A 26,512-nucleotide genomic window follows, 5' to 3' on the forward strand; every position below is an offset into this window, starting at 1 on the left:
TTCTATTGAATACCTTAACGCTTATAAATATTCGTCTGCGTTCCAGTTACCAATATCATCATCAGTACCGGCAACACCATCAGGGCCCATTGAAAATAAGTCGTATTGTGCCATTTCACCTGGGCTTACTAATTGATATTCATTGCCCCACTTATCCACAGGCACCTTTTTCAAATAGCCTTTTTGTGGATAATTACGCGGTACTGGCTCCATTTCAGGCATGTTAACCAAGGCTTCTAAACCTTGTTCTGTTGTTGGGTACATTCCACCCTTTAACTTATACATGTCTAACGTAGATTCTAAGTTACGAATTTCTATCGCTGTACTCTGCAATTTTGCTTCGTCAGATTGGCCCATTAAGTTTGGCACAACCAAACCAGCAATCATGCCTAAAATAGCAATAACGATCATCACTTCTAATAAAGTGAAACCTGTTTGTTTATTTGTTTTTATTGTTTGAAACTTTTTCACTGGATACTCCAATCGTTTTCTTTTTTTTATAGTAACCGATTCAGGTTACATTCCTACTAAAGTGTTCATTTGCATTATGGGCTGCAAAATTGCCATTAATATAAACATCACCATACCGGCCATCACCAATACAATTAAAGGCGTTAACAAGCCTAAGCTTATTTTTAACGTTGCATCCATTTCATTGTCTTGGTTATCAGCAGCGCGGCCTAACATTTGTTCTAGTTCACCTGACTTCTCACCACTGCCAATCATATGGATCATCATGGGAGGAAACGTTTTACTTTGCTGTAACGAGTTTTTTAAAGAACTACCTTCACGAACTGCATCTGAGGCGTCTTTTACACACTTCTGAATATATTTGTTGGTTAATACTTGTCCCGCTATTTTCATTCCGTCTAATATCGGCACTGCACTTGATGCTAGAATGCTCAAGGTTTCTCGCAAAACGAGCCGTATTTGCGCCCAATATAACTCGACCTATCAAAGGTAGACTTAACAACCAGCGATCAAACTTAAGTCGAATAGCTGGCTGCTTAAGCATTCGTTGCATGATCACGCTAATGCCTAAAATACCAATCAACACAAACACACCATAATCAATAATGAAATCACTGAGCGTTAATAAAAACTGTGTGGTACCAGGCAGTGTCGCGCCGGACTCAACAAACTGACCTACTATTTGTGGCACCACCGATGCCAACAGAAACGCAACGATACCAATGGCAAATAGCGTCAGCATAATTGGGTAAATCATAGCTTGAGTAAGCTGACTTTTGGTGGCTTGACGTTTTTCTGTGTAATCGGCCAAGCGATTTAATACTTCATCCAAATGGCCAGACTTTTCGCCTGCGGCCACCATTGAACGAAACAAATGATCGAATATTGTTGGAAACTCTTTCATGCCGTCGGCAAGAGTATAACCTTCAACCACCTTTGAACGGATAGACATGATGGTTCTTTTTAAACGCGGTTTTTCACACTGTTCAGCAACGGCTAACAGCGCCGCTTCAATAGTTAATGCTGAACCAACTAGCGTCGCTAACTGACGCGTAATTAATGCTAAGTCAGAGGCAGAAACCGTAGGTTGAAACAAAGTAAAACCTGTACTTTCTTGCTGTTCTTTTTGGCTTGCTTTGTTTATCTCAAGCGGAATAAGACCTTTGTCTCGAAGCTGTTGGCGAATTTGTTTTGATGTGTCCGCTTCAAGTATGCCTTTTTTAGATTTTCCCTTCGCATCAAGCGCTTTATATTCAAAAGCCGCCATTATGTATCCTCGCGTGTCACTCTTAGAACTTCTTCTAATGTAGTGACACCTTGTAATACTTTACTCATTCCATCGTCACGAATGCCTGGGATATTTTGGCGAACGTACTTTTCAATTGCTTGTTCACCGTGGCCATTGTGAATTAATTCACGCACCTGCTCATCAACCACTAATAACTCATGTATACCAACTCGACCACGGTAACCACTAAAGTTACATTTATCGCACCCTTTTGGATGGTAAATCGTGACGTTTTTAGCGCTCGCTTGTTCTGCAGTAAGTCCTAACAGTTCCAACTCAGAGTTGTCAGGTTGCACCTCAACTTTACATTCTTTACACAAGGTTCTTACAAGTCGTTGAGATAACACAGCTAACAAACTCGATGACAACAAGAATGGCTCAATGCCCATGTCTTCCATACGCGTAATTGCGCCAGCAGCAGTATTTGTGTGTAACGTGGAAATTACCATGTGACCGGTTAAACTGGCTTGCACGGCTATTTCAGCGGTTTCTAAGTCTCGTATTTCACCTATCATGACCACATCTGGATCTTGACGTAGTATTGCTCGTAAACCACGTGCAAACGTCATGTCTACTTTTGGGTTAACTTGCGTTTGACCAATACCTGGTAATTCATATTCCACGGGATCTTCCACCGTAAGAATATTGCGATCTTTACTATTAATATCAGATAAACCCGCATACAAGGTGGTACTTTTACCTGAACCTGTAGGTCCGGTAACCAATATAATTCCATGCGGTTTACGTAACAATTGACCAAACTGTAATTCGTTGGCTGATGCCATACCTAAGTCGGCAAGGTTTAAACGAGCATTGTTTTTATCTAATAGTCGCATTACTACTCGCTCGCCGTATGACGAAGGCATAGTAGACACACGAACATCAATTGCTCGACCAGCAATACGCAAAGAAATACGACCATCTTGAGGAATACGCTTTTCAGCAATGTCTAACTGCGCCATTACTTTAATTCTTGAAACTAAAAGTGAGGCTAGTTTGCGGTTCGGGCTTAATACTTCACGTAAAACACCATCGACTCTGAAACGAATAACTAATTCTTTTTCAAAGGTTTCAATGTGGATATCGGACGCGCCTTCTTTAATCGCTTCGGATAAGGTAGCGTTAATTAATTTGATAATTGGTGCGTCGTCTTCGCTTTCTAATAAATCTTCAGTGCCTGGTAACTCATCGGCAATAGAAAACAAGTCCACTTCGTTACCAATATCTTCCATCAGCTGCTGAGTTTCAGAGGCATTACGCTGGTAAGCCTGCTCAATCGCAATTTCAAATTCGTTATTTGTAATTACTCTGTATGGCAGTGGATGCCCAATCAAACGACGTGTTTCTAACAATGCTGACATCGGCGTGTCAGACTTAATTAACAACTCTTTTTCGTCGTTGTTGTAAGAAATCATCACGCCAAAGCGCTGCGCAAAACCAAAAGGCAAACGTTGATTCGCTGGTATTGCTTCGCTCTCAAGCTCTTGTTCTATCTCTGGTTCAAGTTCCATTATCTTACCCATCTTTTTTAGGGCTATCTTTAGATACGGTTGGTGGTTTTACACCTTTTTCTTGGCTTTCAAGATAGTCTTCAAAACGAGGCGGCAACGCTAGGCTGTCATCCCACTCTTTTAAAACAGGTTGGTCCGTTAGTGGCATTAATGAAATACCGTCTTGGTCTTTCTTAATTTGCTCGGCACGAATGTAGTTATATTTTTGCTTACTCACATCAAGCGCTGAAGCACCGTCACGTAAAATTCTCGGGCGAATAAAGACCATCAAATTACGTTTACGTTTTGTTGTACCTGTAGAACGGAATAAATGCCCTAAAATAGGTAAGTCGCCAAGTAATGGTACTTTAGAAATACTCTCTTGAACGTCTTCGTCAATCAGGCCGCCGATAACAATCGTGCCGCCATCTTCGGCTAATACATTGGTTTTAATTGAACGTTTGTTAATGCCAACGTCCACACCTACCGCACCACTAACACTTGATACTTCTTGCTCAATTAATAATTGTACTGCTGAACCTTCGTTAATTTGTGGCGTTACTTTTAACTTAATACCCACTTCTTTGCGGTCAACTTTTTGGAATGGGTTTGAATTTGCAGAGCTTGCTGTAGAGCCAGTAAGAATAGCAATTTCTGAGCCCACCAATATTGAAGCTTCTTCGTTATCAATAGTTGTTATGGATGGCGTAGCAAGAATGTTGGTATTGGTGTCGTTGCGAACCGCTTGTAAAACTGCACCCCAGCCGCCATTTACCACGCCCGTTGCGAAACCAGAGATACCGCCAAGTACTTGCGCTAAACCTGAATAGTCACCACGTTCTTTAGTGGTTACCTTGTTTTGAGTAGTATTCCCATTTTCATCAAAGCCATTAACTATGCTTTCTGTTTCCTGGTCACGAGCCTGATATGCAGCACCCGCAATGGTAGAAATTGGCGTCACGCCATTATTATATTGAGTAAACCCAATGTCCGTGCTGCCCCACTGAATGCCAAGGTTAATACCATCGCTTTCAAATACTTCAACAATAATTGCTTCAACCAAAACCTGCTGACGTCGGACATCTAACTGACGAATAATTTGCTCTAGTGAACGCATCATGTCTGGCTCTGCGTTAATAACTAATGAATTAGAGTCAGTGTGAGCTTGAATAGAATAGTCTCGTGTAGATGACGTTCTTGCGCGTTTATTTGTTGTTGGCGTTCCACCTTGAGCATCGGCTGCAATAGAATCCGATACGCCCGTTAAAACTTTTACGACTTCTTCAGAGTTTGCATAATTTAAGAAGTAAACTTTTGTATTACCTGTGCTTTCAAGCTCAGAATCTAGACGCTTTATTAACTCAATGACTTTGTCACGCGCTTCTTGCTCACCTGTAACAATCACGCTATTTGTTCGGTCATCAGCCACAATTTTTGGCACCAAAAAGTCAGGTTGCCCTTTATTTCCAGCTGAAGACTTATTAATACTTTCAACAATGCGCACCATTTCACTCGCTGACGCATATTCTAGCTTAACAATAACCACTTTTTGATCGCCAGCGCGGTCGACGCGGTTAATGATTTCAACCATTCGATTAACCATAGCGACAGAGCCTACAACCATTACTACATTTGAAGGCTCGTAATGCACCACATGTCCGCTGCCTGATTGATCGCTAAGTTGACGCAATAGTGGAGATAGTTCTCTTACTGATACATTTTTAACTTCAACAACACGAGTGACCATTTCGTCACCTTCGCCTAAATAGCCTTCACCCACGACAGGAGTAGGCGAGCTTTTTACGTCTTTGGCACGAATGACTTTTAATATGCCATTGCCCATATCAATAACGCCATAACCGTAAACCTGAAGTACATTTAAGAAAAAGTGATAATACTGCTCTTTAGTTAATAGATCGTAAGAACGAACGTTAACTTTGCCTCGTACGGCGGGATCAATAATGATGGTTTTCTGTAATATCTTGCCCACAATATTAATAAATTCATTAATATCAGTGCCTTTAAAATTAGGTGAATATTGCGTTGCATTAGCAACCGGGGAAACCCACGCTGTCGATAACAAACCTAAAGTCAGAATAGCGGAAAAAGCCGACACCTTGGCCGAACGAGTAACTTTTGCTTGTATGTTCTTAGATTTACTGAAAAATCCCATTTAAATAAACTCCAGGGCTTATAATGCCAAAATTATTTGAACCGGTGAATCATCGCGTAAAACAGTAATATCTGCTTCCGTTAGTTCTTTTAATTCACTCATCAACGACAATGCTTGTTGCATGTCCGTTAAGTCATAACCGTTAATATTCACCGCTAAGTCGTTTTGCTTTAAACCGGCTTGGTTAAAAAGCGTTGGGTCATTACCAGGAGACAATTTATACCCCAATAATTCACCTTTTTCTCTATGCGGTGTAATTTTTATAATATCCATCAACTGTTTAGGATCTTCAAACAGTTGCTCTCGTTGTTCACGTAATGAATCTGCTAATTCAGTATCATCACGATTATCAATTCTTTCTGGCTCTCTATCGTAAGCCGCTGGCTTTCCAAACTTGTTGTTTGGCTTTCTTGCTTTTGTATTACGCGGTGGTCTCGTTGGACCAACGTCCACAGCATCGACATCAATATTGTCATTAAGTTCAGAGGCAGAACCAGGAATTGATGTGGAATATTCAATTCCCTCTAACATTAACGTCTCGTAACCAACGCCAACGGACAATATAACTCTGTCTAATAAGATTTGACTCACTGACGCTGAGGTACCCTCAATTTTTTGCCCAATTCCATAAGTATCTTGACTACCTGATGACTCAATAATGGCAACGGATGTTTCAGATACTTCACTGGAGCTGTCAGCAACAATTCCCGTTAAAGTTAAATTCAATCGCGTTTTAGGAGCCACTGAGGTTGTTGGCTTAGGCTTTGTTGGTGCTTTTTTAGCTTCTTCCTTACCAAATAAGTTAAGGCTTACTAACTGGCTAATATTTATACTTGAAGTGTTTGATGAAGAGGATGTAGTTAATGGCTGAGCAGCAGAAATGCGACCTGAACTGGCAGGTTCATCAATGAATTTCCAAATAGTAAGCGCGGCAAGGTAAGCGCTATAAAGCACCAATAGCACGGTGATAATTTTGGCAATTTTATTTTGCGGAATTTTTTGAGCCAATTGGCTGAACTGCTCTAACAAGCGAGGCGACTCCATTTCTTATTATTATCCAAGCAATTTATAATCAACGATGACAGATTGCGGCGCCATACATTATCAAACTAAAAGTAAAAATGCTTGTGCTCGATGTTGAAAAGTCGAGTATAACCTTTCAAGTAGTTTAAAATCACTAATTATGATAAATTCACGACGTTTTCACGGCACATTTAACATTACTGAAACATAACATGACAGAATCAAAAATTCGATTAGATAAATGGCTTTGGGCCGCACGATTTTTTAAAACTCGTTCTATAGCTACTGACATGATCAATGGTGGAAAAGTTCACTATAATGGTCAACGATGCAAAGCGTCTAAAGCAATAGATGTGGGCGCGGAAGTTAAAATACGTCAGGGATTTGATGAAAAGATTGTGGTAATAAAAGAAGTCAGTGACAAACGACGCAATTTTACTATTGCACAAACACTCTATGAAGAAACAGAACAGAGCATTGCTAACAGAGAGAAACAAGCGTTGGCAAGGCAATCTAGTGCAGCGATGTCGCCGCGCCCAGATACAAAACCAGATAAAAAACAGCGCCGAACGTTATTAAACTTTAAAAATTCAGATTTATTTGAGTAACTTATCCATGACTGACATTAAACAACCAGACCTACTACACCGTTACCTTTTTGATAAGTACCATGTTCGTGGAGAACTAGTACAAATTTCAGACTCATTTACGGCAATGCTTGAAAATCACGACTACCCAAATGTCGTAAAACGAATTCTTGGTGAATTGCTGTCTGCAACGTGCTTGCTTACAGCAACGCTAAAGTTTGAAGGTGAAATTAGTGTTCAGCTTCAGGGTGATGGGCCGCTTAACTATGCTGTGGTAAATGGCAACAATAAACAGTCTATGCGAGCGTCTGCTAAGTTTGATGAAAACATCAAAGAAGGCACATTATTAGACCTAATTGGTTCTGGCTTTATGGTTATTACTATCGCACCTAAAGGCGGCGAACGTTACCAAGGTGTTGCTGCATTAGACAAAGATACGCTTGCAGAGTGTATTGAACATTACTTTGAAACCTCAGAACAATTGCGCACCCGAGTTTGGTTAGCGACTGACGTTCAGCAAGAGCAATGCAAAACCGCTGGCATGTTATTACAAGTACTACCGGTTGAAGAACGCGCTAAAGAAGACTTCACGCATTTAGAAGCTTTAACAAATACGATTAAAGACGAAGAGTTATTGCACCTTGATCCAACTCAAGTATTGATTCGCTTATATCATGAAGACAACCCGCAATTATTTGAACCTCAAGAAGTTAAATATGCCTGCGGATGTAGCCGTGAAAAAACAGGTGATGCTATTTTAAGATTATCAAAAGACGACGCGCTTTCGTTAGTTGAAGAGAGAGGTAATATTGAAATAATTTGCCAATTCTGTCTTAAACAATATTTGTTTGACTCTATTGATGTTGAAGCACTTTTTAATGCAAATGCCGACTCAGATAATTCAACGGTAAACTAGAATTTAGTATTTTAGCTGTCTAAGCCGGTTAAACGTGCTTGGGCAGCTACGATTTAAATAAACTTTCAATTTGCCAGTGCCTAACTATTCACAGCTATGACGATACAAACGTCTTAGTTAGCGTTTTAGTAAAATAGAAATTCCTTTCTCTAGTTTTTTTTCGTCGCCAGGCAAAAAGCCGTGATGAATTGCACGTACGATGCCCTTTCGGTCAACCAAATACCCCACCGGCATTACACTCACATTAAAAGTATTACTCACATCGCCATTAGCGTCATAAAGGTTGGTGTAATCAACGGGCTTTTTATTTAAGAAGTCTTCGGCATTGCGTTTTTTCTGATCTAGATTCACCGCAACGATTTCAAAACCCTGTTCTTTTTTTCTGTTGTAAATGTCGTTTAATAGCGGAAATGACTTTAAACAGGGTTTACACCAGCTTGCCCAGAAATCGACGTAAACCACCTTCCCTTTTAAGGAATCCATTTTAACAACCTGAGTGCCATCCATTGTTTTTAACTCGAAATTTGGCAACGGCTCGCCTACTTTTACTTTAGCGATTGCGTTAAAAGAACCAAACCCGATGAACAGTGCCGTTAAAACGATGAGCTTAGTAGGTAATTTCATGGTTATCCTTTATGATGAGAGTGTGTAAGTGCCATTTTAGGCTAACTATGCATAAGAAAAGGAAGTTTTCACGACCGTTTTTATGAAACCAAGTGTGTAAACTAGAATACTGATTTCCATCCAAAAAGTAAGCAAAATAATATGAAAACAATAATTTCAAGCGTTGGCCTGATGTTAGTGTTGGCGGTAACTACCGCCTGTTCTGAAAAGAAAACAGAGCAAACTAACGTTGAGGTAGAAAAATCACGTATCCAAGCTCACCTAGAATTTTTAGCTGATGATCTTTTAGAAGGTCGTGACACAGGCAGCAAAGGTTATGACCGAGCGGCTCTTTATGTAGCCACTGAATTCAAGAAAATGGGCCTACAGCCTGCTGGTATCGACGGTTCTTACATGCAACCGGTAACTTTTCGTAAAGGTTATTTAAATCAGCAAAGTCCTAAAGCTACTATCAAAACCGCTGATGGCGAAGTTGAATTAAAATTCCCACAAGACTACATCATGGGCCCTAACATGTCGGCTACAGAGTCTGCTTTAGAAGCAGAAGCGGTATTCGTTGGTTACGGTATTGTGGCGGAAGACTTTGACTACAACGACTACGAAGGTCTTGATGTTGAAGGAAAGATTGTTGTTACTTTACGTGGTCGTCCAGCAGAATGGCCATCTGAAGAAGGCGCTCACTTAAACCGTGAGAAAACACGTTTTGCTGCAGAGCGCGGTGCCGTAGGTGTTGTTTCACTTCACTCACCTAAGCGTGAAAAAGTTCGTCCTTATACGAGCTCTTTAAACTATTTACGCGCTCCTTCAATGCGTTGGATAGACGAAAATGGTAATCCTTTTGGTGGATATGAAAACATCAAAATGGGTGCGTACTTAAATATTGGTGCTGCTGAGAAGTTATTTGCGAATGCAGAAACATCTTTAGAAGATGTATTTGCTGCAGACAATGACGATAAGCCAGTAAAAGGTTTCCCATTAAACGCATCACTATCACTTGCGTCTAAAGCAAAACACGAAGAAGTATCATCGCCTAACATTGTTGCGATTCTTCCTGGTACGGATCCTAAACTGAAAGACGAATATGTCGTATTTACTGCGCATTTAGATCACGTTGGCTTTACACAAGATGTTAGTAAAGAAGACCGTATCAACAATGGTGCAATGGATAATGCGTCTGGTGTTTCTATTTTATTAGAAACAGCTCGTGTATTAAAGGAGTCTGGTTCTCTTCGTCGCTCAGTATTGTTTACTGTTGTAACGGGTGAAGAAAAAGGACTACTAGGTTCAAGCTATTACGCGAACAACCCAACAGTTCCAATTAACGACATGGTTGCTAACATCAACTTAGACATGCCTGTTTTACTTTACGATTTTGCCGATATCATTGCCTTTGGTGCTAACCACAGTTCAATGGGTCCTAGCGTAGAAAAAGCAGCGGCTAAATTTGATATCGCTTTAAGTCCAGATCCAATGCCTGAGCAAGCTATTTTCACTCGCTCTGATCATTACAACTTTGTAAAACAAGGCGTTCCTTCTGTTTTCTTAATGACAGGCTTCACTTCAAAAACTGAAGGCGAAGATGGCGGTAAAGTATGGGGTGACTTCTTTGCAAATCATTACCATCAGCCAAGTGACTCTTTAGACTTACCTATCAACTATAACTCAGCAAAACTATTCACTGAGATTAATATTGGTATCGCAAGAGAAGTTGCAGAAGCGGATCAACGTCCAACATGGAACGACGATAGCTTCTTTGGCAAAACATACGGCCAAAAAGATAAGTAAGCACCGTTAGATTTAACAATGTTTAACTATGAAAGCAGCGGCTTATCCGCTGCTTTTTTTATGCCTGCAAGCACCTCATAAACTATTCAAATACTATTCAACGCATACTGAATAAAATTACATTCCGTTGAAATGCTGTGTTTCCTGTTGTGCTGTGTTGTTTTCTACTGTGCTACTCTCTAGCTACTTTCCAACTACTTAAGCTGAGTCACTTTCCCTTGGTGAATTTTAGGCACAAAAAAACCAGCTCGAAAGCTGGCTTTTATTATTTAGATTTAACTAAGTATATGGATTAAGCCGTTTTTAGGATTGGCTTAGGCTCATCAATGTTTGATAACAATTCCATATCAAAAGTATACTCATCAACAGCAATCGCAAGCTTACGCTTTTCGTTGTATGCCATTAACTTGTCACTTTCTTCAGCTGTTACTACGTTTGCTTGTAGTGATACTTCTACTAACTCTTCAAACGTTAACTGCTTAGTTACTTTACCAGCACGTTGTGCTTTCTTAATCTTGTCTAGTAAAGGAAGAACGTCTAACTTCGCTTTGTATGCGTCAGAAAGAACAGTGAAACCATCACGGCCTTTCATGCTTACTAAGCTAGTTAACTCTTCTTTAGCGCCGTCATTACGTAACGTTGCTTCTGCTAAGTCAGTGATTAACTTGTCAGAGATTTTAGTTTTACCTAAGAACGCATTACCAGTAGATACTTTTAAGAATCCAGCAACAACACGATTAGGGAAGTTATCAACATAAGCTTCTAGTGCTTCTTCAGCTTGTTGTAATGCCCAACGTGTTCCGTACTCAAAGTAAGGAGTTAGATCTTTACGGTTTTCACTTTGTAGGTAGAACTTAATGTTACCCATCGCCATGAATAAGAAGCTAAGAATGTCGCCTAAACGAGCAGATAACATTTCTTTACGCTTAAGGTCGCCGCCTAATACTAACAATGCAAAGTCTGATTGAACTGCTAATACGCTTGATAAACGCTTAATACGCTTTTCAAACTGGTTAACTAGTTTGTCAGGATTGTTTGAACCGCCAACACCTGGTACATAGGCAGTTGTTAAACCACGGAAGAAGTTCTTAACACTGTAACCAATTGTTTTACGGAACAATGAGTTAAATTTAGCGTCTGCGTCTGAATCTTCAGAGTGAATTGCTGTAATTAAGTCTTGTACGTATGGGTGACAACGAGTCGCACCTTGACCAAAGATCATAAGGTTACGAGTTAGAATGTTCGCACCTTCAACGGTAATACCGATTGGCGTTGCAAAATAAGCCGTAGCCAATACGTTACCAGGACCCATTTGAATTGCTTTACCAGCTTGAACGTCCATCGCCGCTTCTAGCGTATCACGACCAAGTTCAGTCATGTGGTACTTAGCCATTGCAGTGATAACTGAAGGTTTGAAACCTAAGTCTAGAGAGTTAAGAACTAAATGACGCATCGCTTCAAGGTTATAAGTTAAACCACCGATAAGCGCTAACTGCTCTTGGATACCTTCGAATTTACCAATTGGCATACCAAACTGTTCACGGATTGCCGCGTACTCAGAGGTAGACTTTAAACATGCGTGTCCAGTTGCACAACCGTTTGCTGGTAATGAAATACCACGACCTGCACCTAAACATGCAACAAGCATTTGCCAACCGCGACCAACATTGTTTTGACCACCGATTACAAATTCCATTGGTACAAATACGTCAGTACCACGAGTAGTACCGTTGTAGAAGTTAACGCCTAATGGATTATGACGATTACCCGTTTCTACGCCTTCATAGTCAGCTGGAAGTAGTAAACAAGTGATACCTAAATCTTTCTCAGCACCAATTAATCCTTCTGGATCAAATACTTTAACCGCTAGACCAACTAAAGTAGCGATAGGCGCTAGTGTAATATAACGTTTTTCCCAAGTAACACGTAAACCAACAACTTCTTCGCCGTTGTACATGCCTTTAGTTACGATTGCACGGTCTGGAATACCACCAGCGTCAGAACCAGCTTCAGGGCTAGTTAGTGCAAAACATGGGATGTCACGACCATCTACTAAACGAGGTAGGTAATGATTTTGTTGTTCTTCAGTACCGTAGTGAGCCAATAACTCACCTGGGCCTAACGAGTTAGGTACCATTACGGTAGTAGCGATTGGGTTGCTCTTAGTTGAGATACGCGCAACGATTGTTGAACTTGCGTATGCACTGAACTCTAAACCACCAAATGCTTTTGGAATGATGAACGAGAAGAATTTATTGTCTTTTAAGTGCTGCATTACATTTGCAGGGATATGGTTGCTGTTATGCACTTCCATATCATTAAGCATTTCTAACAATTCTTCTAAAGGACCGTCGATAAACGCTTGCTCTTCGTCTGTTAATTTAGACGGGGCAGTATTAAGTAGCGTTTCGAAATCTGGCGCACCTTGATAAATAGAGGCTTCAATCCATGTGTCACCTGCGTCTAACGCTTCTTGCTCTGTTTCGAGAGATTTCAGGAAGTATTTTCTTGAATTTTGTTCTTAGGCTCATGTTTCGCCCCTCAATTATAATTAAATAAAGTGTTTCCCAATATACGCTACTTATCCCTCGGTCGTAACTCTAATTAGTATAGACCATCTTTGAGACAACTCACGCACAACTGGTACGATGTCTTACCAGTTTATTCATTTTTAACAAAAATAAAGTTAATTTTGCATATATATCTCAGTTAGGTACTACGGAAGTGCCTACAGGTCGGATCAGTAGGTCTAGTTGTTTACCATTTAAGTCTAGGATTTCTCGATAAATTTAGTTTTCTTGTTATACCTGTTTAATTAATGACCAGATGGGTAAAAAATGTCACTTGCGATCATATTTAGTCGAGCACGAGTTGGAATAAATGCGCCTTTAGTCACAATTGAAGTGCATTTATCTAACGGATTACCCTTTTTTACTATTGTTGGGCTGCCAGAAACTTCCGTACGTGAAGCAAAAGATAGAGTACGAAGTGCCATTATCAATTCAGGCTTAGAGTTTCCACAAAGACGAATCACAGTTAATTTAGCCCCGGCAGATTTACCCAAAGACGGAGGGCGTTTTGATTTAGCCATCGCCATTGGTATTTTAGCCGCCAGTAAACAGATATCTGACAAACAACTTTACCAATATGAATTTTTAGGTGAGCTAGGATTAAACGGTGACATCAGAACCGTCATTGGCGAAATTCCATCGGCAATTGCTTGTAAGAAGCGTAATCGAATTAACATAATGCCTTCTTTAAATGCCGTGAATGCAACTATTATTAACGGCGCGCAGACCTTGGCGGCAAATTCATTGTTAAATGTAGTTGAGCACTTTAAAAATGAAAAATACCTTTGCCAACCAGAGGAGTTATTTACTGTTGATGCTGATACTTTAGATCAGCCTGATATCGCTGATGTTATCGGTCAACCGTTAGCAAAACGAGCCTTAGTGATTGCCGCTGCTGGGCAACACAACATCGTGTTTACTGGACCTCCTGGCACAGGTAAATCTATGCTAGCACAACGAATTGCTAGCCTTATGCCTGAACTGTCCGACGATGAAGCACTTGAGTTAGCGGCAATAAACTCTGTTAGTGGTAAAACATTCGATATTAAAAAGTGGCGTCAGCGCCCTTTTCGTTCTCTCCCATCATACGGCTTCCGCGATAGCCTTAACGGGTGGCGGTCGCCCTCCTAGACCCGGAGAAATTAGTTTGGCACACAACGGGATTCTTTTTTTAGATGAACTTCCCGAATTTAATCGGTTTGCCCTTGATGCGTTGCGTGAGCCGCTAGAAAGCGGCGTTATCTCTATTTCACGCGCGGCTCTTCAAGTTGAGTTCCCAGCCCAGTTTCAACTGGTGGCCGCTTTAAACCCTAGTCCAACAGGCCATCACACTGATGGTCGCGCTAACTCAGCTCAAGTTCTAAAATATTTAAACCGGATTTCTGGCCCGTTTTTAGATCGTATTGAACTGCAAGTAGACGTGCCAGCTTTGCCTCAAGGGGCGATTAACGCTAAAAATAACAAAGACGATAAAAGCTCAGCTTATTACAAAGAGAAAATATCTGTAGCTCGCGACCTCATGATAAAAAGAGCAAACAAACCAAATGGGCTGCTTTCGAGTAAAGAAACTGCCCTTCATTGTAAACTAGACACCGCCGATGCTAAGTTTTTAGAAGATACTATCTACCGCCTAAATATGTCGATAAGGGCATACCACAAGATTTTAAAAGTAGCGCGTACCATTGCCGACTTAGAAGGCTACCAACATATTAAACGTACGCATTTATCAGAAGCATTGGGGTATCGCTCCCTGGAGCGTTTGCTAAAACAACTTTCCAACTTCTAATCTCTCATTTACTAATTTCTTACCTGACCCCGACTGGAGACTGAGTGTTGGCAAGGTACTACTTCCAAAACGGCTCAAGCACAACTTAAGTCAAAGTCGGTTTTCCGATTTCAGCCATTCATAAGTATCCTTGAGCATAACGTCTAGTTGCACAGTATTATTGTAACCAAGCTCACTTACCGCCTTGTCACTGGAGGCCACTACCCTTTTAGTAACCATAAGCGCTTTTTCTGGCGTCATGCTTGGCTCCTTACCAGTTACTAGTGAACCCCAATAAGATAAGCGACCCACCAGCTTTAATAACCATGGTGCGATAGTTGAACTTTGTTTAGGTTTATTTAGCAGCACAGAGATTCGATTCACCACATCTAAAAAGCGATGATCAACACCCGCAAGAATGTAGTTATGGCCAACTTGGCCTTTAGTGACTGCAGCAATATGGGCTTTAGCCACTTCATCTACATGACAGTAAGAACCCTCTCCCGACGGCACGCCCGGCAATGCGTCATCATTAATCATGGTAAATAGCTGTGACCAATTATGTTTATCAAACCGGCCCATAATGGCACAAGGATTTAAAATAACAGCGGGTAGGTTTTGCTTTAACGCAGCTTGCTTCACAACTTGTTCGCCAAGGTATTTCGTTTTTAAGTAATTAACATTGGAAGTCATGGCTAAAGACTCAGAGCTTTCATTAATCACACCAGAATGAAAACCATAAGCCGATATAGAAGAAGTATGAATAAAGCGCTTAACGTTTCGTTTTAGCGCAGCATCTACAACATATTGGGTGGCAGTGACGTTCAACTCATACTGTGTTTCATTATTTTTTGTCCACAAATTAGTGTCACCAGCAATATGAAAAACAACGTCAATATCATTGTCCATGCAAACTTCTATGTCATCTTTATTGGTCATTAACCCAGTTCGCCAATCAACTGGCACATCAGCCAACAAACTCGTATCTGAACCTGGTCGACATATAGCGGTAACACCCCAACCTAAATCGTCTAATTGACGAATTAAATTAACACCTAAAAAACCCGTTCCACCAGTAACAAATGCCTTCACGTATAATCCTTATTTAAGATATGAAAAAGCCGCTAATAAAGCGGCTTTACTAAACTCAATGTAAGCTAATGAATCTGATATTAAAAGCTTAAATTACTTTGCTTTTAAGTGCTTTTTCAAAAACTTCTCAATGTGCATAAACGCATCTAAACGGTTGTTGTATTCGTCAAGGTAATGCGTACCAGTTTCATATTCGATGTAATCAATATCTAAGCCTGCCTTTTTGCCTGCTTCATAAAACATCTCAGATTGCCCGTAGTGAACTTGGGTATCATTCTTACCATGTATTAATAATACCGGTGCTTCAATTCGTTGAAGATAATTAATTGCAGACGCTTTTTTCAGTTGAGCTAAGTCTTCTTCAATACTTACATCACCAATTGCTTCGCGAGTGAAGTCAGTCAATGCGCTTGTTCTACGAGAATGTTCGTCTGCATGAAGGGCAATATCACTCAAACCAGCAATACTGACGATACATTTATAATCTCCAGGCTTTTGGTATGCCGCAGTCAAAGCGGCGTAACCACCGTAGCTCCAACCAACAAAACAAGCATTTTTGGTATCAGCGACTTTGTTTTTCTTTACCCAGCTAACTGCATCGTAGAGGTCTTCTTGCATCTTAGCGCCCCATTCTTTATAACCTATCGCTTGGAACACAGAGCCATAACCGCCTGAACCTCTGTAGTTAGGTTGAATAACGGCATATCCTAAGTTTGCTAGAAATTGAACCATATAATCAAAGCTTTGATTGTCACGAACACCAAATGGACCACCATGAGGTAAAATAACTAGTGGTGGCTTTTTATTACCCTTCACACTTGGAGGCATAGTTAAGTAAGCATTAATTTCTAAACCGTCTCGAGCTTCATAAACAATATGCTCAGTTTTACCTAAAGTTTGACCTTCTAAATACGGGTATTGGCTATACCAAAAGCCGCCGGCTTTTTTGTTTAAATCTAACCAAAAATATTTAGCTGGAGAATCATTTTTATAAGCCAACACTAACAGTTTTTTACGATCTAAATCGCCACTCGCTATTACCGTTTCATAACCAGGAAAACTGTTTGCTACAAGCTTGTTGAGATCTTGATCGGTAGTATCAAAATAATGAATTCTGTTGAAGTGTTCCATATAGCGAACACCTATAATTTTAGTTTCATCGCTATTTTCCACCACGCCAGTGATGTCATATTCAGGGTGTGAGTAAATCATTTTACCAAATTCACCCGTTGAAATATCGAACTCCCATAAGGACTCTCGGTTTGTCTCACGATCACTAATTACTAGAAGCTTTCCGTCTTGAAAACCTGCTGGGCTAAATGTATCGCCCGTCATATTTTTGTATTCTTTTAGCAGCTTCCAGTCATTAGTTTTAGGATCTTTAATCCACTGTTGTAAAACGTCAGGGTAGTTTTCTTTTGTTGCAAAACCAAATCGTACTTCACCCTTATTATCAACAACCCACGTATGTACGTTGTATTTATTGATGAAGACTTTAGAAAACTCATTTGAATGGATGTTTACTTTGAATACCGCTTCCGCTTTGTCTTTATAGTCATACACTTGAACCAGAATATGATCGTTATCTTCTGGCATTGTATCTACTAGTCTAATGTTTTTGGCTCGTTGGCGTTCCCACGACGCTGCTTGGCGATATTCCGGAGCCGCAATTTCTAGCAGATTTGAACCATCGATGTTAACGGCAAAGTATCTAGTTTGACGCCATCTCTTTTTGCTGTATTCCATTGCATAACTAGCTGCTATTAGCAGGCGTTTTGAGCCAATCCAAGTAATACCATCTACTCTATCTCGGCCTTCTTTTAAAATGGCTAAGGTTTTAAGGTCTGGGCTACCAAATTCTGATAAAACAACAGACGGGCCATCTTTAGAATTTAAGATTGCTGTTACATACTTTCCGTCTGGTGATACAGAGGCTTGAGTAACAAGAGGCATGTGTGCGAAGTGTTGATAGTTTAAGCCCTCAAACGAAGCTGCTTTCGCTGCGAACATTAGAACTAAACCTACGCTTAGTAATTTAGCTAATTTCATGTTATCCCTAATTCATTATGTTTTTTTGTGATTCTATCGGCTTTTTTAGCAAAATAAATATGTTTATACACTTTGACATACTTTCTTACATTTCAGATTTAGTTGTTAGTATTTCAAAATAATGCACAATTAAATCAATATCAAATAGCCATTTATTAATTGGACTGCAAACATGAGTAACCTTGGAAATATCGCAATATTTGTAGATGTACAAAATATTTATTACACCACCAAACAAACCTTTAACCGTTCCTTTGACTACCGCTTGTTTTGGAAAGAGATGTCTGAACAGGGCAACATAGTTACCGCTATTGCTTATGCAATAGATAGTAATAACGATGGCCAACGAAAGTTTCAAGATGCGCTAAGACACATAGGCTTTGATGTAAAACTAAAACCTTATATTCAAAGGGCAGACGGCAGTGCTAAAGGAGATTGGGATGTGGGGATTACTATTGATGTGCTAGATAATGCACCAAACGTAGACACAATCGTATTGATGTCGGGCGACGGTGATTTTGAGCTGCTATTAAGAACCATTACAAAACGAAATAAATGTAAAACTCAAGTTGTTGGAGTTGAGAAATTAACAGCAAATTTACTCATTGATGCGGCTGATATTTACACGCCAATAAACCCGGCTTGGTTGAAATAAAGGTTTTGAGCGATGGTTATTTTTTCTAAAAATTTAATTTAAAATATATCTGTAACAAGACGTTAACAGTATTGTGCATTCACTTTTCATCAGATCGAATAGTTTTAACTAATGAAGTCGATTGTTTAAAGAACAAACATCCAACAAACCTCTTATTGATAAAAAATTTCGCTGGAGAATAATTTTCTAACCCACTTGATGAGCCTGCTTATATACCCTTTGTAAGGTTTTCGAGGCTATCTATTACATTTTCATTATGTTCATAATCATTGCGCTTATGTCTAGCTATTTACATGAGCAAATAAGAATTAATAAATTCTAAGAAAATAAATTTAGGGACATATAATGATGAACTTTAAAAATAGTTTAACTGCTTTTGCAGTTGCTGCAGCGCTAGGTCTTTCTAGCTCTGTTATGGCAGCCGAGACCGGCGGTCTGAAAATCAAAGTTACCGACCAAAACGGTAACCCAATCGCAGGTGCAACCGTATTAGTAAAAGCACCAGATAGCCTAGTTAGCAAAAATGCAGTATCAGATGCAGAAGGTTTTGTTTCTCTTCGCGGACTAGACGCTTCAAACCAATACACTGTAAGTATTAACGGTACCCAAATTCAAGCTTTTGAAGCAAACAACGTACGTGTTATCACGGGCAAAAGTTTGAACCTAAGCTATGCAGTTAGCAACGCGTCTAGCAACATGGAAACAATTGTTGTATCTGGACGTGCGGTATCTGCTATTGATACAACGTCAGCAACAACAGGTATGGACATTACATTGGATATGACTGAGTCATTGCCAACTGGTCGTTCTTACCAAAGCTACCTACAACTTACTCCTGGTGTAAAACCAAGTAGTGGTGGTAACCCGTCTTCAAAATCTGGTGTTAACTACTCAGATGCTGGTGGTGCCGTAGGTACTTCTTCAGACAATGTTTACTACATTGACGGCGTAAACGTAACGGATAACGTGACGGGTACATTTGGTGGCAACATCAACTCTGAAATCATTCAGGAACAACAAGTTATTACTGGTGCAATTCCTGCAAAATATGCGGGCGGTTCTGGCCTTGTTTCACGTGTTGTTACAAAATCGGGTAGTAACGAATTCCATGGTTCAGTTAACTACTACTTCCAAAACGACAGCCTAGTTGGTGACTATGACAGCCCAACTAAATCTCAGAGTGGTTTCTCTACTTTTGATACAGCTGTAACACTTGGCGGTCCAATTATTGAAGACGAACTATGGTTCTTTGCTTCATACCAGCTTAAAAACCGTAAAGATGACGTAGCTGATCCAGAAACTGGTGCAATTGCTCGTTCTGTTGAAAATGAAAGCACATTAGGTTTTGGTAAATTAACTTGGCAGGCAACTAACGATGACCGTTTAGTATTTACATACTTTAACGATCCTACTGATGTTTCTGGTAGCAGCGCGTTTGATACTTTATCAAACCGAGATCGTTCACGTAAGCAAGGTGGCGACAACTACAAGATTGACTACACGCATTCTTGGGACGACGTAGTTCTTAATGCTGGTTACATGCGTCATGAATCAGAACTTTCTGATATCGCTAAAGATAAAAGCACTCGTAACGACGTTGCTTACTTTGCTGACGCTTCAACTACAACACAGTCAGATACTGACCTTGGTGGTTTAGGTTCAGACACGCTACGTGAGCGTAATAAAGAAAGCTACTATGTTAATGCTGAATACTATTTAGATACTAACGACTTTGGTTATCACACAATTGAAGTTGGTTACTCAGCAGAAACGAATGAAAACATCACAAACTCTGTTTACACAGGTGACTCTGCACAATATACCTCTATTGGCGCGGCAGATGCTGGAACAACATATGACCAGTATGCAAATGCTGACGGTTGGATTGGTAACAGAGATTTATCTGACGATGATGCAGCTCGAATTGCAGCAGCAACAGGTATCGCAGAAGCTGATGTAGCAAATATTGTATTTAATAGCACGGCTGGCAACCCTACAGGCGATGTGAACGTTTACCGTATCATTCAAACACAACAAGCTGAGTCTAAACTTGAAACTAAAGGTCAATCTTTTTATGTTCAAGACAGTATCAACATTGATGACCTAACATTAAACGTTGGTTTACGTGCTGAAAAATGGTCTCACTACGCTTCAACAGGCGAAAAGATCTTCTCATTTGATTGGGACGTTGCGCACCGTTTAAGTGCTGTTTATGACATCAACGGTGACGGTGATTCAAAAGTTTGGGCATTCCACGGTCGTTACTACGATCCGGTTCGTACTGACATGACATCATTTGCTGGTAACCTAACTGGTTCAGTTCGTGAAGAGCAAGTGTTTGTAGATGGTTCATGGCAGACATTCCGTACGCGTGGTGGTGTAGCTACTCAAGATGCATTCTTCTCGCCTACAACTAAAACACCTTACACAGATGAATTTTTAGTAGGTTACTCAACTAACCTTACTGAAGATACAAACATCTCTGTAACGTATACAAACCGTAAAACTCGAGACATTCTTGAAGATTACGACTTAGGTGTTTATACAGAAGGCGGCCAATTAGATGGTTCATCTTTAGCATTGCCTCTGTCTTACTTTGGTTACACAGAAAACCCTGGTTCAAACTATGTTCTAGCTACGCTAGAAGGCGGTAAACGTGACTACCAAGGTGTTGAAGTAACATTCAAGAAGCTTCGTACTGACAACTGGAACCTATTAGCGTCTTATACATATAACGATGCGGAAGGTAACACTAACTCAGACGGTAACGCGGATTTACAAGGTGACTTCTACTACCTAGATCCACGTGCTCCTAACATGTACGGCAAACAGCCTGGTAACGTTGATCACCAGTTCAAAATCTTAGGTACATATTACTTTGACAATGGTTTTGAAGTAGGTGCGGTTTATAACTGGAACTCTGGTACAGCATATAACCGAGCTTCAAACGTATATGGTCGTTACTTACCACTACGTGAAGAAACTACATATGACTTTGGCGGTTACGACGGACGTTGGATTGCTCCTGGCAACTTAGCAAGCCAAGAAACACCAGCATTTGGAACACTAGACGTTCGCTTGAAGTACGTTCAAGACTTTGGTGACTACGAAGCTGAGTTCTTCTTAGATGTATTTAACATCTTAGATGACCAAGCGGTTACTGAAGAAGAGCAACTTGTTGCTGGTAGTGGTTCATTTGAATTTGGTGAAGCAAAAGACTGGGTTGCGCCTCGTCGCTTCTACCTAGGTGCTAAAGTTTTATTCTAAGCACTACTTATTAAGGAGCTTGGTAATAGTGACTATTACCTTGGTTCCTATAAAGTACTAATAAAAGGCCATCGAAAGATGGCTTTTTTGTCTGGAATCAAACGCGTTAGTCTTTAAGTCTTGCAATAAACAACCACCTTAAGCCAGTTATTGCCAGCATTAGCGTTAACAAAGCAAACACTTTTGAAAAGATATTGTTAAACCCGCCGGTATTAAAGTAATCCATAAAGTGCAGCTGAAACATAAGGTTCTTTAACCGTTTATGATCATCAACATGCGCTATTACTTTCCGAGAAACGTCAGAAATATAGATGGTTGTATTGTCGGTATTATTTAAAGCCACAGCCCAAATTGTATTGCGCTCACTAGGAATGTCTTTTGTGCCCCTTGAAATCAAATTTATAGTAGCGTTTTCCATCAGCTTGGCTTTTTCTGTGTGCTTTAAAGACTGCTGCGCTAGCTCAGTAACATAATTCTCATTAATAACCCAAAGCGCTCCCGTTTCCGCGTCAAACCACTTAACGCTTTGTTTTTGATAACCGTGAGGTTTTTCTTGAAAAAATGCCAAGTAATAAGGTTTATCTAATCGCCAAACTAGCGATACTCTTTTTGCGTCAGTAAGTTTAGAGCTCAACTTTTCTGGTGCAATTAAGGTTGGCGTCTGCAGACCTTCACTTTTATGCTCAACCTTTTGCCTAAATTGATTGCCGCTTGCTTTAGGATCATCTGCTAGGCCAAAATAAAGGCCTGTACCAAGCCAAATTACCAATTGAATCGAGACAATAGTGGCGAGCCATTTATGCAGTACTGCGTTTGCTCTTTTAGTTAACATGAGTTGTTCGCCTTTTAGCCCACCTATTGACAAACTTGCGGAAAGAGTTAAGGAAAGAGTTACTTAAAACGCGTTGGTACACTAAACAACAGCCTGCCAAAGTAGATAAAAGCGTAGTGATAGAAATGGCTAAGAAAAAGACATTTCCAACGTCTTCTCCATGTAAATAATCCATAATATGAAAACGCCAAAACCAGTCAAATATTCGCCATGGGTTATGTCGCTTAGTAACCACTTGCCCACTTGACTCACTAATATAAAACGTAGGTGAGGCGATGCCTTCAAACTGTACTTCCCAAACCGGTAAATGTCGTGCCGATAACTCACTTGGCGCGCTAACCTTTAAATAACTAATTTTTGCAATCACACCCGCTGAATCATGAAACTGAAACAAGGCGATTTCCCGCGCTTCTTGTTCCGTCACTTTAGGCATTAACTCTTTGGTGGTTGCATTAACTAACGTAGACTCTCGCCCTTCCTGAACCATAAAAACAGGCTCACCGACTCTATTAAACAATGAAATGCTATCGGCATTTGGGTAGCTTTTTAAAACGTCAGCATGATTGAATTTCAACGACGATACATCCAATGTAGGACTTGGCTTTTGCAAATGCTCACCATGGGTATAGTGAATATTTGTCATCACCATATATAAGCCTGTCACCGACCAAATAAACACCTGCAGGCCGACAAACAACATAAGCCATTTGTGTATTTTTCTAGGTAGTTGGGATTTCATTACTTTTCTTTTTCTTTTTCTTTTTCTTTTTCTTTAGGCTAACGACAATTTAGCTGCTTGTTTCCACATAAAGGCAGGCATTAACGAACGAAGCTTCCAAGTGATATTCATTGGTTGACTCCCGGTATGAGACACGTACCGTACTTCGCCAAAATTCACAAACCCCATTGTCTTGCCAAACTCATCATTTGATTGCTCTCGAACAAAAAGGAAAACCCGCTTTCCTATATACTCGTGATCAATATATTCCTTTCCTTTACCCGAGTCTGGTCGCGAAGAGTTTTGACTTTGCCAATGGAATAGCTCTTCGTTTATCGCATAGTCATGGTACATGGTTGTTGGAGAAAACTGCTTGTCACTTTTGTTCAGCGTCACAAATAACAGCTCAATGTTTTTTGACCTAATATTGTAAACACCTTCACGAGATGTAGGTTGAGTCTCAAACGTTGTAGCACCAAAGCCCACTAAAATTTGCTCTCGCGTATATCGAGCGTGCAGTTTGATTGGGTGGTTTCCCATCATCGGCATCGACATTTGCTTGTGTTGCACTTTATTTATCTGTAACTCAATAACCGATAACAACTCACTTTTTAGTCGCTCATCATAAAGGACATTTAAACTTTCATGCACACTACTAAAACCGACCGCACCTCCCGGCTTTTGCCACAAATCATAATGCAGCATTAGTCCATGCAGAGCGTTAACATCTGCCTCTTTGGAAAGAAGCATCCGTTGTATTGCGCCTAAGTAATCATAGTCATCGCACACCAATAATCTTGTCTTTACCATTCGAGCAAAGTTTTTAAGCGGTAGCTCACTATTAACTTGAACTTTACCGGCTTCCTGGCATAACTCAGTCCATGTGCCCTTTTTATATACAAGATCTAAACTCACCTGAGGATGAACTTTCATAAAGTTTTGAAGCGATAACGGCAACGTCGAGTGCTGTTCAAAATGTTTTATTAATCCAATAAGGCGGTTTTTGCTAAGTAAAGCGTTTCGAATATTCGACAATACTCTTTCTTGTGTTAACTTTGATAACTCTATACGACACCCTAACGGTGCATGAGGAAAGCCTTGTTTGACTTCATCGCTCATAGAAGTACTAGTTTTCCCTACCAGAGCCCTGAACTTATTAGCAAAGTCATAATTTGCATTAGCATTTCCCACAAAGTCCAGTACGGTACAAGCATCCTTGCCCTCAGCTAAACGTAAACCTCGACCCAACTGTTGTAAAAATATAGTTAAACTCTCTGTTGGCCTCAAAAATAGTAAGGTGTCTACTTCCGGTATATCAATACCTTCATTAAAAATATCAACAACAAATAAGATATTTATAAGTCCACTTCTTAAGGCCAACTGCTTTTGTGACCGTTCATGGCTATTTACACTGGTTAGATAATCACACTTAATACCCTTTAATGTAAATTGCTTACACATGTACTCAGCGTGAGCCTGACTCACGCAAAATGCCAAAGACTTCATGTCATGAACTGATGTAATAAGTTCTTGCATCGTTTGGTATATTTTATCTACACGATGTTGATTGTTTGTATATACATTAGTTAACTGAGCTATATCGTAACGACCTTTACTCCAACTAATACCAGAAAGGTCGGTGTCGTCATCTACTCCGAAGTACTGAAATGGGCACAAGTGACGCTTATTAATTGCTTCCGGCAAACGAATTTCAGCGGCAATAACACCGCAAAAATCATCTAAAATACTACTTCCATCATGCCTTTCTGGTGTTGCTGTTAAACCAAGCAGAATATTGGGGTTAAAGTAACTTAAAATATTTCTATAAGAAGCCGCACTCACATGGTGAACTTCATCAATAACAATATAGTCGTAATAATCACTCGACAGCTGGAAGTCGTTTGAAGGGTCATTTAATTGGTTATTCAGAGTCTGCACTGAGGCAAATAAATGTTTAAAACTTTCAGGTCTATAGTTACCAACCCAAAGGTCTCCAAACTGCGAGTCTTTTAAAACTCCTTGATAGGCTAGCCTGGCCTGCTTTAATATTTCCTCACGATGCGCAACAAATAGAAACTTTGCATTAGGTGCTTTCTTTAAAAAATCAGCAAAGTCAAAAGCCGATATTATCGTTTTTCCAGTTCCGGTTGCCGCAACAACTAGGTTCTTAAACCTTTTGTGCAAACTCCTCTCAATTTCTAATTGCTCTAATATTTCTTTTTGGTGAGAAAACGGCTTGATTTCAAAGTAATGAGCACCTGGTTCAGACAAAGAGTTTGTTGCCTGTTTCAGAGCATTGTTTAATTTTTCTTTAGCTTCAACATTACCATCAAATAATTCAAAATCTGGTGAGTTCCAGTAGGACTCAAAAGTGTTTATTGAACGCTCAATAATATGCGGGATCTCTTGAGAGGTGATCTTTAAGTTCCACTCTAAACCACTGGTTAGTGCTGAGTGAGATAAATTAGAAGAGCCTATATAACCAGTATGAAAGCCAGTATCTCTAATAAATAGGTAACTTTTAGCATGCAGGCGTTCGCGTTGAGTATTATAGCTAAGCTTAACTTTTGTATTCGGTAAAGACGCCAAGAACTCAACAGCTTTAGCATCCGTTGCACCCATATAAGAAGTTGTAATCACCCTCAGCTGTCGCCCACTTCTTGTAAATTCTTCAAGTTCCTTTTTAAAAATTCGTATACCCGACCATTTAACAAATGACACTAGCCAATACACTGTATTTGAGGACATTATTTCACGCTTGAGCTCACTTTCTACAGACAGCCCAGCATTACTGCCACAAAACAATTCACTTTGCGTTAAACCTGTTAATGGAAATACATTACCAACATACTCTTTTAAATTCGCGGCAACGGGGTTTTCAGTTTCATACAAAGCCGTGAGTATTTTCCCTTGGTTGTCTAAAAGGTTGTCTTCAAAAAACTGGTCATCTTGAAGTTTGTCCTTTAACCATAGAATGAGTTGATTGGATAATTCGATTTGATTACCAAGCTTCTCTTCTCCACTTGGTAAACTATTTAAAGAGAATTCGACAATTTTGCTTAAAAAACGTGAAAGCCAAATAGCAGCGTCTGCTTTTTCTAAAACCTTCTCACCTACATAAAATTTATCATGATTTAGGTTTTTAGAAATTAGAGTCGTGATGAGTTGTTCATATATTCCAGTATGATTCATGGCTTTGGCACTAAG

General features: G+C 40.0%; 15 protein-coding genes and 3 pseudogenes. 6 read left to right on the forward strand and 12 right to left on the reverse strand.

The genetic code is table 11. The annotated features are described in order from the left end of the window. Positions 1 to 21: 21 nt before the first annotated feature. The 5 genes and pseudogenes from gspG to gspC all read right to left on the reverse strand — a co-directional run bounded on the left by gspG (position 22) and on the right by gspC (position 6,466). Complete coding sequence (gene gspG, locus GNP35_RS13620; protein ID WP_330997857.1) at positions 22 to 453, reverse strand: type II secretion system major pseudopilin GspG; 432 nt, start codon at positions 451 to 453, stop codon at positions 22 to 24. A gap of 63 nt (positions 454 to 516) precedes the next feature. Next, positions 517 to 1,738: pseudogene (gene gspF, locus GNP35_RS13625) on the reverse strand (type II secretion system inner membrane protein GspF). Next, positions 1,738 to 3,270, reverse strand: a complete 1,533-nt coding sequence (gspE, locus tag GNP35_RS13630; RefSeq protein ID WP_196492528.1) for a type II secretion system ATPase GspE — start codon at positions 3,268 to 3,270, stop codon at positions 1,738 to 1,740. Before gspE ends, gspF begins: the two are co-directional and overlap by 1 nt. A gap of 4 nt (positions 3,271 to 3,274) precedes the next feature. Next, a complete protein-coding gene (gene gspD, locus GNP35_RS13635) occupies positions 3,275 to 5,422 on the reverse strand; it encodes a type II secretion system secretin GspD (protein WP_155696705.1) in 2,148 nt (715 codons plus the stop codon). A gap of 18 nt (positions 5,423 to 5,440) precedes the next feature. Next, positions 5,441 to 6,466: a type II secretion system protein GspC gene (gspC, locus tag GNP35_RS13640; protein WP_155696707.1), complete on the reverse strand. Its 1,026-nt coding sequence runs from the start codon at positions 6,464 to 6,466 to the stop codon at positions 5,441 to 5,443. Between the two features lie 191 nt (positions 6,467 to 6,657). Here gspC and hslR point away from each other — a divergent pair, with 191 nt between their 5' ends. Continuing rightward, positions 6,658 to 7,053, forward strand: a complete 396-nt coding sequence (gene hslR, locus GNP35_RS13645; RefSeq protein ID WP_155696709.1) for a ribosome-associated heat shock protein Hsp15 — start codon at positions 6,658 to 6,660, stop codon at positions 7,051 to 7,053. 7 nt (positions 7,054 to 7,060) lie between these two features. Beyond that, entirely contained in the window at positions 7,061 to 7,948 is an 888-nt protein-coding gene (hslO, locus tag GNP35_RS13650) for an Hsp33 family molecular chaperone HslO (RefSeq protein ID WP_155696710.1), read from the forward strand. 117 nt (positions 7,949 to 8,065) lie between these two features. Here hslO and GNP35_RS13655 read toward each other — a convergent pair whose 3' ends face one another. Further along, entirely contained in the window at positions 8,066 to 8,572 is a 507-nt protein-coding gene (locus tag GNP35_RS13655; RefSeq protein WP_155696711.1) for a TlpA family protein disulfide reductase, read from the reverse strand. A 141-nt stretch (positions 8,573 to 8,713) separates the two neighbouring features. Between GNP35_RS13655 and GNP35_RS13660 the strand changes: the two genes are divergently transcribed. Continuing rightward, entirely contained in the window at positions 8,714 to 10,357 is a 1,644-nt protein-coding gene (locus tag GNP35_RS13660; RefSeq protein WP_155696713.1) for a M28 family metallopeptidase, read from the forward strand. A 292-nt stretch (positions 10,358 to 10,649) separates the two neighbouring features. Here the strand turns inward: GNP35_RS13660 and GNP35_RS13665 are convergent. Further along, positions 10,650 to 12,888, reverse strand: a pseudogene (locus tag GNP35_RS13665) (acyl-CoA dehydrogenase). A 306-nt stretch (positions 12,889 to 13,194) separates the two neighbouring features. Here GNP35_RS13665 and GNP35_RS13670 point away from each other — a divergent pair. Continuing rightward, positions 13,195 to 14,713: pseudogene (locus tag GNP35_RS13670) on the forward strand (YifB family Mg chelatase-like AAA ATPase). 90 nt (positions 14,714 to 14,803) lie between these two features. Here GNP35_RS13670 and GNP35_RS13675 read toward each other — a convergent pair. Further along, positions 14,804 to 15,784, reverse strand: coding sequence for an NAD-dependent epimerase/dehydratase family protein (locus GNP35_RS13675; protein ID WP_155696715.1), 981 nt, complete (start codon positions 15,782 to 15,784; stop codon positions 14,804 to 14,806). Between the two features lie 93 nt (positions 15,785 to 15,877). Beyond that, a complete protein-coding gene (locus GNP35_RS13680) occupies positions 15,878 to 17,833 on the reverse strand; it encodes an alpha/beta hydrolase family protein (protein WP_155696717.1) in 1,956 nt (651 codons plus the stop codon). A 172-nt stretch (positions 17,834 to 18,005) separates the two neighbouring features. On the opposite strand from GNP35_RS13680, the gene GNP35_RS13685 reads away from it, so the two are divergent. After that, positions 18,006 to 18,488 carry a LabA-like NYN domain-containing protein gene (locus GNP35_RS13685; protein ID WP_155696719.1) on the forward strand — a complete coding sequence of 161 codons (483 nt, stop codon included), beginning with the start codon at positions 18,006 to 18,008 and terminating at the stop codon, positions 18,486 to 18,488. Positions 18,489 to 18,833: 345 nt separating this feature from the next. Beyond that, positions 18,834 to 21,755, forward strand: a complete 2,922-nt coding sequence (locus tag GNP35_RS13690) for a TonB-dependent receptor (RefSeq protein ID WP_155696721.1) — start codon at positions 18,834 to 18,836, stop codon at positions 21,753 to 21,755. A gap of 106 nt (positions 21,756 to 21,861) precedes the next feature. On the opposite strand, the gene GNP35_RS16120 is transcribed toward GNP35_RS13690, so the two are convergent. Genes GNP35_RS16120 through GNP35_RS13705 form a run of 3 tightly spaced genes read right to left on the reverse strand, consistent with a single transcriptional unit; the run spans position 21,862 to position 26,497 of the window. Then, positions 21,862 to 22,587, reverse strand: a complete 726-nt coding sequence (locus GNP35_RS16120) for a PepSY domain-containing protein (protein WP_155696722.1) — start codon at positions 22,585 to 22,587, stop codon at positions 21,862 to 21,864. After that, positions 22,577 to 23,326, reverse strand: a complete 750-nt coding sequence (locus GNP35_RS16125) for a PepSY domain-containing protein (protein WP_155696724.1) — start codon at positions 23,324 to 23,326, stop codon at positions 22,577 to 22,579. Before GNP35_RS16125 ends, GNP35_RS16120 begins: the two co-directional genes overlap by 11 nt. 33 nt (positions 23,327 to 23,359) lie before the next feature. Then, positions 23,360 to 26,497, reverse strand: coding sequence for a DUF3427 domain-containing protein (locus tag GNP35_RS13705; RefSeq protein WP_155696726.1), 3,138 nt, complete (start codon positions 26,495 to 26,497; stop codon positions 23,360 to 23,362). Positions 26,498 to 26,512: the final 15 nt, after the last annotated feature.

This window comes from Psychrosphaera haliotis (assembly GCF_009728465.1).
In the GTDB taxonomy this organism is placed as follows: domain Bacteria; phylum Pseudomonadota; class Gammaproteobacteria; order Enterobacterales; family Alteromonadaceae; genus Psychrosphaera; species Psychrosphaera haliotis.